This window comes from Dickeya oryzae (assembly GCF_020406815.2).
Lineage (GTDB): Bacteria > Pseudomonadota > Gammaproteobacteria > Enterobacterales > Enterobacteriaceae > Dickeya > Dickeya oryzae.
Map to the genome: position 1 here is coordinate 79,545 of NZ_CP162670.1, position 15,387 is coordinate 94,931.

Here is a 15,387-nt window from a genome sequence, read left to right on the forward strand (position 1 = left end):
AGCCAGATTAATGTGGGGTTTTATCCTATTATTACAATTGGTTATGCCGTAATTAGACTAGCTAACAACAAATCGATCTAAGCTATACCCGGCGCAGCCGTTATGGCCGCAACCGTTGCGGATGGGTATAGATGGTGGCGCGCCCGGGGCGGCAAAAGCCAACCAGCGTGAGATTGCAACGCTCAGCGACCTCTACGGCCAGTGAGGTGGCGGCAGAAACCGCAAACAGGATTTCCACACCACACATCGCGGATTTCTGCACCATTTCATAGCTGGCGCGACTGGAGACCAGCGCGGCACCTTGTTGCCAGGGCTGGCGTGCCCGTGTTCCCAATAGTTTATCCAGCGCTACGTGGCGACCGACGTCTTCACAACCGCCCAGTAACTCGCCTTGCGGCGATAGCCAGGCCGCCGCATGGGTCGCACCGGTCAGCGCGCCGGCCTGTTGCACGTTTTTTAGTGCCTGTAATGCGCCTTCCAGACAAGACAACGAGAAGTGCTGTGTAAATGGCAGTGGCGCTACCGGTTTACCAATTTCCGCCAGTTGCTCCACACCACACACACCACAGCCAGTGCGCCCATCCATCGCCCGCCGACGTGCTTTTAGCCCGGCAAAACGGCGGCTGGACAGTTCTATTTGTACTTCGATACCGTTACATACCGGCACAACATCCATGCCGTAAATATCCTGCGCTGACGCAATGATGCCTTCTGATAAAGAAAAGCCGAGCGCAAACGGTTCGAGATCTTTTGGCGATGCCATCATCACGACGTGTGAAATACCGTTGTAAACCAGCGCCACCGGCACTTCTTCCGCCAGCCAGTCCTGCTGCGGTAAATCCAGCGCACCCTGACGCCAGACATGACGCTGGCAGGCGCCAGAACGCGCTGCAACGTCCTGAGAATCATCACTGTTCACTGTGTTGTGCCTGTTGTTGGTGAATCTATTCCGACATTATTTCACCGCCGTGGCGACGATGCGAATTTTTATCCTGCCACAGTGCGGCTATCCCATTGAGTGTAAAAGCACTGGCATCAATGCGGGGATAACAAACTGTGCGCTGTGTCGAAGAGTGATATTTTTTACTGCTACAGGGCTTTTACAACCCGGCAACACTGTATACGATTTAATCATTACTTTCTGTGAGGACTAATCAGCCAGATAGGGTCTATCCTTGCCGACGTTTGCGCCGACGAGGTCTGGCTGCCGCACGCAGGGGCACCGGCATGAGGCCGCGTATCTTCCTGCAATGACACGTTGTGTTACCAAAGGAGAAAGGAATGGACATCGATAACGCAAGCCGGGTGAAACCTGGTGAATACGGCCCTGCCCTTACGCTGAAAAAGCGTTATGACAACTTTATCGGCGGCGCGTGGGTCCCGCCCTCCGGTGGAGAATATTATGTCAACCTGACGCCGGTGACCGGACAACCCCTGTGCGAAGTCGCCAGCTCCAGCAGCCGTGATGTTGATCATGCGCTGGATGCCGCTCACAAGGCCAGCGCGGAGTGGGGTGCCCTCTCTACCCGCGAGCGTGCGCAAATCCTCAACCGGATAGCCGATCGTATGGAGGCGAATCTGGAACTGTTAGCCAGCGCGGAAACCTGGGATAACGGAAAGCCGATCCGTGAAACCATGAATGCCGATGTGCCGTTGGGCATCGATCATTTCCGTTATTTTGCCGCCTGTATCCGCGCGCAGGAAGGGTCGATCAGCGAAATCGATCATGACACTGTCGCCTACCATTTCCATGAACCGCTGGGCGTTGTCGGGCAAATTATCCCCTGGAACTTCCCGCTGCTGATGGCGTGCTGGAAGCTGGCACCGGCGCTGGCTGCCGGTAACTGCATCGTACTGAAACCGGCCAAACTGACCCCGCTGTCGGTGCTGCTGCTGATGGAATTGATTCAGGATATTCTGCCGCCGGGCGTACTGAACGTGGTGAACGGGGCGGGCGGGCAGATTGGTGAATATCTGGCGACATCGCCGCGCATCGCCAAAGTCGCCTTTACCGGCTCGACCGAAGTGGGCCAGCAGATCATGGGGTATGCGGCGAAGAACGTTATCCCGGTTACGCTGGAACTGGGCGGCAAATCGCCGAACATTTTCTTTGCCGACGTAATGGACCAGGAAGACAGTTTCTTTGACAAAGTGCTCGAAGGGTTCGCGCTGTTTGCCTTCAACCAGGGCGAAGTCTGTACCTGCCCGAGCCGGGCATTGATTCAGGAGTCTATCTACGAGCGGTTTATGGAACGTGCCATCAAACGCGTCGAGTCTATTCGGGTCGGTAACCCGCTCGATAGCCAGACCATGATGGGTGCGCAGGTCTCAGCCGGTCAGTTGGATACCATCCTCAACTACATTGATATCGGTAAGAAAGAAGGGGCGGAAGTTCTGACGGGTGGGCACCGTAAAGTGCTGCCGGGAGAACTGGCGCAAGGCTACTATCTGGAACCGACTATCCTGTTCGGCCAGAATAGCATGCGCGTGTTCCAGGAAGAGATCTTTGGACCGGTACTGGCGGTCACCACCTTCAAAACACCGGAAGAAGCGCTGGCGATTGCCAACGATACGCCTTACGGTCTGGGGGCGGGTGTGTGGAGCCGCAATACTAACATTGCGTACCGTATGGGGCGCGGCATTCAGGCAGGCCGTGTCTGGACCAACTGTTACCATGCTTACCCGGCCCATGCCGCGTTCGGTGGTTATAAACAGTCCGGTATCGGGCGTGAAACCCACAAGATGATGCTGGAACATTACCAGCAGACCAAATGCTTGCTGGTGAGCTACTCCGAAAAACCGCTCGGTTTGTTCTAACCCGACAACCGTGCGTTATCACCTGACAGACGATACAGGGGCTGCATCTGCAGCCCCTTTCTTCTACTTTCTTCATAACGGCATAACGGCATAACGGCATAACGGCATGTCATGCCCGTAACCGGGTGAATGCAATTCAGGTCATCAGGGACGCTGGCGTAGCTGGGCCCGTCGAAGCTGACGACTGGAGGAGAAGCCAGCCATCAGCGCAGCTTTCTCTACCCCCAGGCCTTGCTGAAGACGTTGTTGCGCGACAGTAACGCGTAACTGCTCATGGAACTCGCGTACGCTGATACCCGCCTGCTCGCGAAACAGGCGGCTGAGGTGGCGACTGCTGACGTGAACGCGTTCGGCCAGTGCGGCTAATGACCAGTTTGCTTCCGGCTCCGCTGACATTAAATCCTGTGCCCGATGGACAACCGGGTGGATATGGTTGCGGTATTGCAGCCAGGGTGACAACTGCGGGTCACTCCCTGTTCGTCGGAAATACACCACCATCTCTCGCGCTACCTGTAATGAACAAGCGGTATCTAGCAGACGGGCGATGAGGTGCAGGGCCAGATCGATACCGGCGGTAATACCCGCACTGGTGTAAATTCCCCGGTCTTCTACAAAGATGTGGTTTTCTTTGACCTGCGCCAGCGGTGCCTGCTGTGTCAGCTGGTCGAGCACATCATGGTGTGTGGTGCACTGATAACCATCGAGTAGCCCGGCCTGTGCCGCCAGCAGACTACCGGAGCAGATGCAGGCCAGCGTTAATTGCTGTGCTCGCAACGCCGGTTGTAATCGGGACAACCAACGCCGAGCCTGTTGGGCAAGAGAGGTGGCAAACCCCTGCTGTGAATTCACCACGCCCGGAATAATCAGGAGGCTGCCTTGCGGCAGGTTCTCCGGCAAGGTCTCCAGGTGGCTTAAGCTCATGCCGGTTGAACAGGGCACCTCGGTCTGGGGGCTGATGTAATGCAGTGAAAACTGGCCGCTCAGACGCAAGGCTTCTGCCGGGCCTGCGACATCAAGCAACAATACGCCGGGAAGCATTAAGAAATAGGCTGACTGGCTCATGATTGTCGCACTCCTGGGCGGCAGGTAACTGTCAGGCGTCAGGTTAGGTGTTCCGGGCGACCCACACGCGATTATTGCGCCTCTGAGGCGGCGTTTCTGAGTTCTGCCAGACAGTCCTCGACACTTCGGATCGCCGCAAAACGATGAGTAAGCACGGTTTCCGTCCGATGTTTTAATTCGGCGCTGCTTAGTGTGATCCCGTTGTGTGTCATGGGGAACGTCAGGGTCGCTTCTGTAACAAACGTTACCTGATAGCCAAGATCGCTGGCAACCCGCGCGGTGGTTTCACAGCACTGTTCGGTGCGAATGCCCGAAATAATCAGGTGATCAATCCCTTGCTGCTGTAGCCAGTCCTGCAAGCCGGATTCCGTTAACGCATTGTGTACGTGCTTGACGAACTGAATGTCCGGCTGATGCGTCAGGAATGCCTGACGAGTGACATAACCGGACTCCAATGAGAATGCCCCTTGGGAGACATGAAAAATATCCACAATCGCGACGCCCTGTTGCCGACAGCCTTCAATCAACTGTAAGAGGGCACATTGAAAGGCTGGCACATCCGTTTCCTGCCAGAAAGGACGGTGCAAAAAAGAGTTTTGTACATCGATAACTAACAGGGCTGTTTTTGTCATGGCGGACTCCGATAAGTGGGCGTGACACCATCATGAAACAGCGTTCAGTGCCAATGAAGGCCAAATCGGGACATGATAGGGCGATATCTGGACGAGTTGCATTAACACCTCGTCCAGAGGGAAAGAGAAAAGATTAGGACATCAGCGGCAACAGAGACTGGTAAAGCTGGCGGAATACGGTGCGTTGTTGTGCGTACTGCGCATGGCGCGTGGCATCAGGCTGGTGAACCTGCTCCAGTGGTAAGGCGGGCAGTAACTGCGCCAGTGGTATGGTCGGATTTAGCGCGATTTGTGCCAGCCTTGCTGCACCCAGTGCTGGGCCCACATCGCCGCCGGTGCGGTATTCCAGCGTCTTGCCGCTGATATCGGCCAGCATTTGCCGCCAGTAAGCGCTGCGCGCACCGCCGCCAATCAGCGTGATCCGCTGAGGTTCCAGCCCGGTTGCGTGCAGGGCGTCCATACCGTCCGCCAGGGCAAATCCCACCCCTTCCAGCACCGCGCGTGCCAGCGCGGCACGCCCGTGCGAGTGCGTCAGCCCCCAGAAAGCGCCTTTGGCCTGTGGGTTGTTGTGCGGCGTGCGTTCACCAGACAGATAAGGTAGGAACCACACGGGCGTCGTGGTTTCTTCGGTGCTGGCCTGCTCAGCTTCGTTTAGCAGCGCCGCTACGCTGTCGGCATGGGTCAGTCGGGCGGCCCAGTCGAGGCAGGATGCCGCGCTCAGCATCACGGACATCAGATGCCAACTGTTAGGCAACGCATGGCAAAAGCTGTGAACCGCGCGTTGAGGATTGCTAAGAAAGCCGTTGCTAACCGCGAAATAGACCCCGGATGTACCGAGCGACAACATGGCCTGACCCGCCTGATAAAGACCGACGCCGATGGCACCGGCAGCGTTGTCGCCGCCACCCGCCACGACCGGCACTGATGTCATGCCCCAGCGCTCGGCGAGGTCGGCACGCAACTGCCCGGTAATCTGGTTACCTTCGAACAGTGCAGGCATCTGGTCGCGGTTAAGCCCGCAGGCCGCGAGCAAAGGATCGTTCCAGTCGCGCCGGGCGACATCCATCCACAGTGTACCGGCGGCATCGGACATGTCGCTGGCAAAATCCCCCGTCAGCCGCCAGCGCAGATAGTCTTTTGGCAACAACACCTTGTCGATACGTTGAAAAATATCCGGTTCGTATTGCTGTACCCATTTCAGCTTCGGTGCGGTAAAACCGGGCATCATCAGATTACCGGTGATGCGGCGGGCATCCGGCACTTGTTGTTCCAATTGCTGGCATTGTGCAGCGCTGCGCCCGTCATTCCACAAAATGGCTGGTCGCAGTACCCGTTGCTGTGCATCCAGTAGCGTTGCGCCGTGCATCTGGCCGGTGAGCCCAATGGCGCGAACCGTTTTTAGCGTCTGCTGTGCTGCCAGAGCACTTAAGGCAGCGTCGGTAGCCTGCCACCACATTTCTGGGGCCTGTTCTGACCAGAGCGGATGGGGGCGAGAGACACTCAACGGTGCGCTATGACTGGCGGCGACCTCGCCGTTTTCCCGCAATAAAATGGCTTTCACGCCGGATGTGCCAAGATCGATGCCGATGTACATAATGCCTCACTGTGACTCATGTGCGGTTATCAGGTTGCACCCTGATGCGGTGTACCCTGTGGTGATATCCGTACTGCTGGCGCAGAACCCAAAAACCGTGTGGGGTGATGGGGTGTGCGCCAGCTTACATCAATTCAACCGAGCAGATAGCGATTCAACCGAACAGATAACGATTCACCAGATTTTCCAGCCGTTCCTGTTGCCCGCTGTGGTGCTGCGGATTCAACTGGTGGCGGGTGGCGTAGCTTGCCAGCATGTCCAGCGAAGCGTTGCCTTGCAGGATTTGCTGGCCCAGCTCGCTATTCCAGCCTGCGTAGCGGTTGGCGACATGCTGATTGAGTTCGCCGTCTTCCACCATGCGGGCCGCCACTTTGAGCGACAGCGCCATCGTATCCATCGCGCCGATGTGGGCGTGGAACAGGTCGTAGCGATCGGTGCTTTGGCGGCGGACTTTGGCATCGAAATTGAGGCCACCGGTGGTGAAACCGCCTGCTTTGAGGATTTCATAAAGCACCAGCGCGTTTTCCTCTACGCTGTTGGGGAACTGGTCGGTATCCCAGCCGAGTTGTGCATCGCCACGGTTGGTGTCCACCGAGCCAAAGATACCGAGGGCAATCGCGGTGGCTATTTCATGATGGAAGGTATGCCCAGCCAGTGTGGCGTGATTGGCTTCGATATTGACCTTAATTTCCTTCTCCAGCCCAAATTGTTTGAGGAAGCCATAAACCGTGGCGACATCATAGTCGTACTGATGTTTGGTCGGCTCCTGGGGTTTGGGTTCGATCAGCAATGTACCGTTGAAGCCAATTTTGTGTTTGTGCTCCACCACCATTTGCATGAAGCGGCCAATTTGTTCGCGTTCCTGACGCAAGTCGGTGTTCAACAGGGTTTCATAACCTTCACGGCCACCCCATAACACGTAGTTTTCACCGCCCAGCGTTTTGGTGGCATTCATCGCGCTAAACACTTGTGTCGCCGCCCAGGCGAACACGTCCGGGTCGGGGTTGGTGGCGGCACCGGCGGCATAACGCGGGTTGGTAAAGCAGTTGGCGGTACCCCAGAGTAACTTCACCCCGGTTTCTTGCTGTTTGGCGGCCAGAATCTCGGTCATGGCGGCAAAATTGTTCAGATACTCCTGAAGAGAACCCCCTTCCGGTGCGACATCGATATCATGGAAGCAGTAGTAGGGTGCCCCCAGTTTGTGCAGGAATTCAAAGGCGATATCGGCTTTACGTTTTGCCAGCGCCAGTGCGTCGCCGGACTGCTGCCAGGGACGGGCAAAGGCACCCGCACCAAACATATCGGAACCGTTCCAGCAGAAGGTATGCCAATAGCAGACCGCAAAACGCAAGTGGTCAGCCATACGTTTGCCGAGGACGAGCTCGTCAGGGTTGTAATGGCGGAAGGCAAACGGATTGCGGCTGCCCTGACCTTCAAAGCGAACTTTTTCTATCTGATCAAAATAAGCGTGCATTGTTATCTCCTTGCAAACCACCGAAATAGCGGTATTCAGCCCTGTTTCAATATTCCGTTCGCCTTGCGATTTCCTCAATTACGTTATTTCACACTGAAATTCAGATAATTATTAAATGTGCGTTTGATCGCAAAAAATAACCGGAATAATCTGCAAAACCGCTCGCATGCTGATGTGTTAAGAAAAGGATTAACAAGATGAAAATATGACCGCTATCATAAAATAACAATTAAACCAAAAAACGTAAGTCAGAGATAAAAATCAGCAATTGCTGAGCCTGACTTTTCTTGTCAACAATTCCATGCAACGTAGCCGTAAGTGAAGTGACGTTTTTATCCCGCCTTCCTATAACAAAGGTACTCTACGATGAAAATGAAACACGTATTACTGTCAGTCTGTGCTGCACTGGCCATGCTAGGCCAGCCGGGGTTTGCCAAAGAAGTGAAAATCGGTATGGCTATCGATGACTTACGCCTTGAACGCTGGCAGAAAGACAGGGATATTTTTGTGAAAAATGCCGAAGAAAAAGGGGCGAAAGTGTTTGTGCAGTCCGCCAACGGCAATGAAGAAACACAGATTTCCCAGATAGAAAATATGATTAATCGCGGTGTCGATGTGCTGGTGATTATCCCTTATAACGGTCAGGTTTTAAGTAACGTGATTGCTGAAGCAAAACGAGAGGGAATAAAGGTACTGGCCTATGACCGTATGATTAATAATGCAGATATTGATTTTTACATTTCTTTTGATAATGAAAAGGTCGGAGAGCTTCAGGCACAATATCTGATAAATAAGGTGCCACAAGGAAATTATTTTTTGATGGGTGGTTCACCGGTTGATAATAATGCCAAGTTGTTCCGTCAGGGGCAGATGAAAGTGTTAAAACCCTTGATTGATAGCGGCAAAATTAAGGTTGTCGGTGACCAGTGGGTGGATGCCTGGTTACCGGAAAATGCGCTGAAAATCATGGAGAACGCGCTGACCGCCAACAACAACAAAATTGATGCGGTAGTGGCCTCGAACGATGCCACGGCCGGTGGTGCGATTCAGGCGCTTTCCGCTCAGGGGCTGGCGGGTAAGGTCGCTATCTCCGGTCAGGATGCCGACCTGGCGGCCATCAAACGGATTGTGGCTGGGACCCAGACCATGACCGTTTACAAACCTATCAGCAAACTGGCGCAAGAGGCGGCGACTATCGCGGTATCGCTGGGACAGGGGAAAAAACCGCAGTCCAACGCCACGCTCAATAACGGCAAGAAAGACGTTCCTGCCTTCCTGCTGACGCCGATTCCGGTCGACAAGATGAACATCGACAGTACGGTCGTCGCCGACGGGTTCCACAAGAAAGCGGATATCTATTGATTGACGCGTTCGCCTGCCGTCCGGCCGCCGCCACTGCGGTCGTGCCGGGCGAGCGGCATCGGCCAGGTGGAGGGGGTATGCCGTATCTGTTGGAAATGAAAAACATCACCAAGGCGTTTGGGGCGGTGAAGGCCGTGGACAATGTCAGTCTGCAACTGGAGGCAGGGCAGGTGTTGTCGCTGTGCGGTGAGAACGGCTCCGGCAAGTCGACGTTGATGAAAGTGCTGTGTGCGGTTTATCCGTACGGCAGTTATGAGGGCAGCATCAGCTTTGCGGGCGATGAGCTGCGGGCCGGACATATCCGCGACACCGAGCAAAAAGGGATCGCCATCATTCATCAGGAGCTGGCGCTGGTCAAAAACATGACGGTGCTGGAAAACATCTTTCTTGGCAATGAGTGGACGCGCGGTGGCGTCATGGATTACGACGCCATGTACCTGCGCTGTCAGACCATGCTGGAGCAGGTACGTTTGAGTATTGACCCGCATACCCGCGTCGGTGAACTGGGGTTAGGCCAACAGCAACTGGTGGAGATAGCCAAGGCACTGAACAAGCAGGTCAGGCTGCTGATTCTCGATGAGCCGACGGCATCGCTGACAGAAAAAGAAACCGCGGTATTACTGGATATCGTGCGTGACCTGCGTCATCACGGTATCGCTTGTATCTACATCTCCCACAAGCTCAACGAGGTCAAAGCGATTTCTGATGTGATCTGTGTTATCCGCGACGGCAGGCACATTGGCACCTGCCCGGCGGACTCGCTCAGCGAAGATCAGATTATCGCCATGATGGTGGGGCGCGAACTGACGGAGCTGTATCCAAACGAACCACATGAGATAGGCGAAGAGGTACTACGGGTCGAGCACCTGACCGCCTGGCATCCGGTTAATCGCCATATTCGTCGGGTGGATGATGTCTCGTTCAGCCTACGCCGGGGGGAAGTATTGGGGATTGCCGGGCTGGTGGGGGCGGGTCGTACCGAGACGGTTCAATGCTTGTTCGGTGCCTATCCGGGGCGCTGGCAAGGGGATATCCAGGTGGAAGGCAAACCAGTGACTATCCGCCATTGTCGACAGGCGATGGCGCTAGGGATCGCCATGGTGCCGGAAGACCGTAAAAAAGACGGCATTATTCCGGTGATGAGCGTAGCCCAGAACATCACACTGGCAGCGCTCGATCAGTTCACTGGCGCATTGTCAGTCCTGCGGGATGCCGACGAGCAGCACAGCCTGCGGGAGTCGATAGCTCATCTGAAAGTCAAAACCGCCTCGCCGGAACTGGCGATTGCCCGTCTTAGCGGCGGCAACCAGCAAAAGGCCATTCTAGCGAAGTGCCTGTTGTTGCGCCCGAAAATCCTGATTCTGGATGAACCGACTCGTGGGATAGATATCGGTGCAAAATACGAAATCTATAAATTGATCAATCAGTTGGTGAAGCAACAGATCGCCGTCATCGTGATTTCCTCTGAACTGCCTGAGGTTTTGGGCTTGAGTGACCGGGTGCTGGTGATGCATCAGGGGCGGCTCAAGGCGGATTTACCCAACCGTGGGCTAACGCAGGAGCAGGTGATGGAAGCTGCATTAAGGAGTGAGCATCATGCTGAAAACCTGGCTGTCTGACCGTGCGCCTGTACAGGCGGCGTCTTCCGGTGACGCCACGCGTCGCCGTTCTTTCAACTTACAGGTGTTGGTGATGATCGCGGCGATCATCGCGATCATGCTGTTTTTCACCGTTATGACCGAGGGGGCCTATCTTAGCGCCCGTAACATTTCCAACCTGCTGCGCCAGACCGCGATTACCGGCATTCTGGCGGTGGGCATGGTGTTTGTGATTATTTCCGCTGAAATTGACCTGTCGGTGGGGTCCATGATGGGGCTACTGGGCGGCGTGGCGGCGATTCTGGATGTCTGGTACGGCTGGCCGTTACCCCTGACGGTGGCGGTGACCTTGTTATTGGGGTTACTGCTCGGGGCCTGGAATGGCTGGTGGGTGGCGTATCGCCGTGTGCCGTCGTTCATTGTTACGTTGGCGGGCATGCTGGCGTTTCGCGGTGTACTGATTGGTATCACCAACGGTACCACGGTATCGCCTACCAGCCCGGCGATGTCGCAGATTGGTCAGAGTTATTTGCCGGACGGGGTGGGATTCTTATTCGGCGTTATTGGGTTGATGCTGTTTGTGGCGTGGCGCTGGCGTCAGCGGTGGCGTCGTCAGCATCTGGGATTGCCGGTGGCGTCGGCGTCAGGCGATGTGACTCGCCAGTCGCTCATGGCCGTCCTGGTGTTGGGTGCTATCTATCTGCTCAATGACTATCGCGGCGTGCCGACACCGGTGCTGTTGCTAACGCTCATCATGCTGGGCGGCATGTTTATGGCATTGCGCACCGCCTTTGGCCGACGTATCTACGCGGTAGGCGGTAATATCGACGCCGCCCGGCTGTCAGGGGTGAATGTCGAACGCACCAAACTGGTGGTGTTTGCCATCAACGGCCTGATGGTGGCGGTGGCAGGGCTGGTACTGAGCTCCCGACTGGGGGCCGGGTCGCCGTCTGCGGGGAATATCGCGGAACTGGATGCTATCGCCGCCTGTGTTATTGGCGGTACCAGTCTGGCCGGTGGTGTCGGTAGTGTGGCCGGTGCGGTGATGGGGGCGTTTATTATGGCATCGCTGGATAACGGTATGAGCATGCTCGATGTGCCGACCTTCTGGCAGTACATCGTCAAGGGCGGCATTTTGCTGCTGGCGGTGTGGATGGATACCGCCACTAAACACAAAGCCTGAAAAACGTACGCTCTGAAAAATATAAGCTCTGAACACTGTGGATAGCCGGGATGACGGCGCATCTTTGCAAAATGAGCGAGACAGTTCGCAAAGTCAGTAAACGGGTTTGGGGTTGTCGGCCGACCGTGCTATGTAGGCGGAAGGTCGGCTTTCCGCGCCGGATGTTGTCCAGAAAGCCATGATGCTGCCGCCGCACGTATCCGAAGAGAACATATCGCCATGTTTGAGAAACGCTACCGTATTACGTTGCTGTTTAATGCCAACAAAGTATACGACCGGCAGGTGGTTGAAGGCGTCGGAGAATACCTGCAGGCCTCTCAGTGTGACTGGGATATTTTCATCGAAGAGGATTTCCGTTGCCGTATCGATAATATTCGCGACTGGTTGGGGGATGGGGTTATCGCGGATTTTGATGACCCGGCGATTATCGCCTTGCTGGCCGGGGTGCGGGTGCCGTTGGTGGGGGTCGGTGGCTCTTATCACAATCCACAGGATTACCCGCCGGTGCACTACATTGCCACCGATAATTACGCACTGGTGGAAAGTGCGTTTTTGCATCTGAAGAACAAGGGGTTAAACCGGTTTGCGTTTTACGGCCTGCCGACATCGGTGGGCAAAGGGTGGGCGCAGGAGCGGGAGTACGCTTTTCGCCAACTGGTGGCGGCCGAGCAGTATCAGGGCGTGGTGTATCAGGGCATGGAGACATCACCGGACAACTGGCAGTATGCCCAGAATCGGCTGGCGGACTGGATTCAGACGCTGCCGCCCCAAACCGGCATTATCGCGGTGACGGATGCCCGCGCCCGTCATTTGTTGCAGGTTTGCGAGCACCTCAACATCGCGGTACCGGAAAAGCTGTGTGTGATTGGTATCGACAATGAAGAACTGACCCGTTATCTGTCACGTGTCGCGTTATCATCGGTGGCGCAGGGCACACGACAAATGGGGTATCGGGCCGCCAAACTGTTGCATCAGTTGTTGTTGACGCCCAATGCGCTGCCGTTGCAGCGTATTTTGGTGCCGCCGCTTCGGGTCGTGGAACGCAGCTCGACGGATTACCGTTCAGTGCGCGACCCGGCGGTGATTCAGGCAATGCATTTTATTCGCCATCACGCCTGCAAAGGCATCAAGGTTGAGCAGGTACTGGATGCGGTGGGGCTGTCACGTTCCAACCTTGAAAAGCGCTTCAAGGATGAAACCGGGCAGACGATTCATGGCATGATCCATGCCGAGAAGCTGGAGCGGGCAAGAAATCTGCTGGTCTCTACATCGTTGTCGATTAACGAGATTTCATCCATGTGCGGCTATCCCTCGTTACCGTATTTTTATTCGGTGTTTCGCAAGGATTATAATCTGACGCCGCGTGAGTATCGCGAGCGCTATGGCGAAGGGGGTTACGACGGTAATCGTTACGACAATCATCTCTGTGACAATCACCTTTACGACCATCATCAGGCGGTATTTTGTCGCTACCGATGACGGCACTGGTGCGCCGTCATCGTCGTCATGATGTGACTCAGGCAGGTACGCGCCAGTAGTCGTAATAGATATGCTCGACCTGGAAATTTACATCGTCTTTGTCGTCGCTCAGTTGATTGGCAAGGGTGAAGGCGAAGTCAAATGCGACGCCCAGCCCTTTGCCACTGATAAGGTTACCGTCCACCACGACTTTTTGGTCGACATACACACCGTCGGTAACATCCTTCCAGAGGTCGCCGGAGCAGACGTAATGGCGTCCTTTGAGCAAATGGTTACCGCCCAGCACTCTGGCTGCCGCTGAGCATAACGGGCAAATTAGCTTACCGGCGTCATCATGGCGGCGAATAAATTCTGTCACCATCGGGTTGGCGGCCAGATTCACCGTGCCTTGCGGCCCGCCTGGGATCACCACGGCGTCAAACAGCCGGTCCATATTTCTTTCCAGCAGGGCATCGGCAAACATGCGGATATTGTGGTAGCTATGCAGCTCCAGCCGGTCGTGACAGGAAAGCAGGGTGACGTTGATTTTTGTACGATGTAGCACATCGATCACCATAATTGCTTCCGCTTCTTCGAATCCGGGAGCCAACAGAATGGCGACGTTCTTCATGGTATCTCCAGCAGTCATCAAGGGGAGTAACATCTGTGCCGCCGAGAATAGCAAAGAAATGGATTTCAATTGAAACGTCGTTTTAATATTGAGCGGTGGGTCGCGTAATCGATGTTTACTCATCCGTGCAGGTGGTAATTAGCGTTATACTCGCTCCCTTCACGCTGTGATCACCACCCGACAAGGCAGGAATGTGATTCAGTGACGACGTTGCTTTATGCAACCGATTTTCGCGCCTGTTTTCCTTGGCGCGACTTCATCATACTGTTACTTCATATAGGAGCGAATCACCGTCACGATCGCTTCCAAATCGGTGGCGCGTTCTGCCGGGTCTGCGTCTTCATTCATCAGGTGGTCACGGATGTGGCCTTCCAGCACTTCGCCCATCAGCCCGTTCACCGCACCCCGAATGGCGGCAATTTGCTGCAGAATTTCCAGACATGAACGTCCTCCACCATCCAGGGCTTTTTCCAGTGCTTCTGCCTGACCTTTGATGCGTCTGACGCGAGTCAGCAGTTTCTTTTTTTCATGAATAGTATGCGGCATGGCGACTCCCGTCTTGTCTGACTCTATACTGGGGTATAGTATGATTATATCATTTTACCTTCAGGCTTACCCCTCGATCGCCTGATTCGGATGCTAACTATGACGGATTTTTCCTTACTTTTGCAGCAGGGCGTAACCAACGCCTGGTTGTTTATCCCTAGCGCCGTATTGTTAGGCGCGTTGCATGGCCTGGAGCCGGGGCATTCCAAGACGATGATGGCGGCATTTATCGTCGCGATCCGGGGAACGGTGAAGCAGGCTGTCATGCTGGGGATTGCTGCTACCTTGTCTCATACCGTTGTAGTCTGGTTGATTGCATTAGGGGGGATGTATTTGAGCCAGCAGTTTACCGCTGACTCCGCCGAACCCTGGTTGCAGTTTGTTTCCGGTGTGATCATCCTTGGGACGGCGAGCTGGATGTTTTGGCGCACCTGGCGTGATGAACGGGCGTGGAAACACCATCAGCATCACCATGATCACACGCATCACGACCATCATCATGACCATGATGAGCATGCCCATCATCACCATCATAGCCATCCCCACCACAGTCATCATGGCGTTGCTCATGAGGTTACTGAGTCTGGCCATTCGCATGACCCGCTACAGGAACAGGGTGAATATCAGGATGCGCATGAACGGGCGCATGCTAACGAGATACGTCAGCGTTTCGCCAACCGGGAAGCAACCAATGGACAGATCCTGCTGTTTGGGTTGACCGGCGGGTTGATTCCCTGTCCTGCCGCGATTACGGTATTACTACTGTGTATTCAGGTAAAAGCGTTTACGCTGGGTGCCGCACTGGTGGTGTGTTTCAGTAGCGGGCTTGCGTTAACGCTGGTGGCAGTGGGCGTGGGGGCCGCGTTGAGCGTGCAGCATGCCAGTCGTCGCTGGCCAGGGTTTGCGGCGCTGGCGCGTCGGGCTCCTTATTTTTCCAGCCTGCTGATCGCGGTGGTGGGGGGATATATGCTGCTGCATGGCTGGGTACGTTTGCCGCTATAACCGTATTCATACCGAAATTCATACCGAC

13 protein-coding genes are annotated in these 15,387 nt (G+C 55.2%); 6 read left to right on the forward strand and 7 right to left on the reverse strand.

The annotated features are described in order from the left end of the window. Window positions 1–100: 100 nt before the first annotated feature. Complete coding sequence (gene fdhD / locus LF929_RS00355) at window positions 101–919, reverse strand: formate dehydrogenase accessory sulfurtransferase FdhD (protein ID WP_038906643.1); 819 nt, start codon at window positions 917–919, stop codon at window positions 101–103. A gap of 362 nt (window positions 920–1,281) precedes the next feature. On the opposite strand from fdhD, the gene LF929_RS00360 reads away from it, so the two are divergent. Continuing rightward, window positions 1,282–2,817 (forward strand): aldehyde dehydrogenase family protein, encoded by a 1,536-nt coding sequence (locus LF929_RS00360; RefSeq protein WP_210176831.1) that lies wholly within the window; start codon window positions 1,282–1,284, stop codon window positions 2,815–2,817. A 144-nt stretch (window positions 2,818–2,961) separates the two neighbouring features. On the opposite strand, the gene LF929_RS00365 is transcribed toward LF929_RS00360, so the two are convergent. The 4 genes from LF929_RS00365 to xylA form a co-directional block, all read right to left on the reverse strand. Then, window positions 2,962–3,879, reverse strand: a complete 918-nt coding sequence (locus tag LF929_RS00365) for a GlxA family transcriptional regulator (protein WP_210176830.1) — start codon at window positions 3,877–3,879, stop codon at window positions 2,962–2,964. Between the two features lie 71 nt (window positions 3,880–3,950). After that, window positions 3,951–4,511, reverse strand: a complete 561-nt coding sequence (locus LF929_RS00370) for an isochorismatase family protein (protein ID WP_210176829.1) — start codon at window positions 4,509–4,511, stop codon at window positions 3,951–3,953. Window positions 4,512–4,644: 133 nt separating this feature from the next. Further along, on the reverse strand, window positions 4,645–6,105 hold the full coding sequence (gene xylB / locus LF929_RS00375) for a xylulokinase (RefSeq protein WP_226093377.1): 1,461 nt from the start codon (window positions 6,103–6,105) through the stop codon (window positions 4,645–4,647). 154 nt (window positions 6,106–6,259) lie between these two features. After that, complete coding sequence (gene xylA, locus LF929_RS00380) at window positions 6,260–7,579, reverse strand: xylose isomerase (protein WP_012882822.1); 1,320 nt, start codon at window positions 7,577–7,579, stop codon at window positions 6,260–6,262. Between the two features lie 366 nt (window positions 7,580–7,945). On the opposite strand from xylA, the gene xylF reads away from it, so the two are divergent. The 4 genes from xylF (at window position 7,946) to xylR (ending at window position 13,201) form a co-directional block, all read left to right on the forward strand. Beyond that, complete coding sequence (xylF, locus tag LF929_RS00385) at window positions 7,946–8,941, forward strand: D-xylose ABC transporter substrate-binding protein (RefSeq protein ID WP_038902923.1); 996 nt, start codon at window positions 7,946–7,948, stop codon at window positions 8,939–8,941. 77 nt (window positions 8,942–9,018) lie between these two features. Then, window positions 9,019–10,560 (forward strand): xylose ABC transporter ATP-binding protein, encoded by a 1,542-nt coding sequence (locus LF929_RS00390; RefSeq protein WP_038902924.1) that lies wholly within the window; start codon window positions 9,019–9,021, stop codon window positions 10,558–10,560. Beyond that, entirely contained in the window at window positions 10,538–11,722 is a 1,185-nt protein-coding gene (xylH, locus tag LF929_RS00395; protein WP_038906652.1) for a xylose ABC transporter permease XylH, read from the forward strand. Before LF929_RS00390 ends, xylH begins: the two co-directional genes overlap by 23 nt. A 219-nt stretch (window positions 11,723–11,941) precedes the next feature. After that, window positions 11,942–13,201 (forward strand): D-xylose utilization transcriptional activator XylR, encoded by a 1,260-nt coding sequence (gene xylR / locus LF929_RS00400; protein ID WP_016941569.1) that lies wholly within the window; start codon window positions 11,942–11,944, stop codon window positions 13,199–13,201. Window positions 13,202–13,238: 37 nt separating this feature from the next. Here the strand turns inward: xylR and LF929_RS00405 are convergent, their stop codons facing one another. Both LF929_RS00405 and LF929_RS00410 read right to left on the reverse strand, forming a co-directional pair. Beyond that, entirely contained in the window at window positions 13,239–13,811 is a 573-nt protein-coding gene (locus tag LF929_RS00405; protein ID WP_226093376.1) for a DJ-1/PfpI family protein, read from the reverse strand. A gap of 267 nt (window positions 13,812–14,078) precedes the next feature. Beyond that, window positions 14,079–14,357: a metal/formaldehyde-sensitive transcriptional repressor gene (locus LF929_RS00410; RefSeq protein ID WP_016941567.1), complete on the reverse strand. Its 279-nt coding sequence runs from the start codon at window positions 14,355–14,357 to the stop codon at window positions 14,079–14,081. A gap of 99 nt (window positions 14,358–14,456) precedes the next feature. Between LF929_RS00410 and LF929_RS00415 the strand changes: the two genes are divergently transcribed. Beyond that, complete coding sequence (locus LF929_RS00415; RefSeq protein ID WP_226093375.1) at window positions 14,457–15,359, forward strand: nickel/cobalt efflux protein RcnA; 903 nt, start codon at window positions 14,457–14,459, stop codon at window positions 15,357–15,359. Window positions 15,360–15,387: the final 28 nt, after the last annotated feature.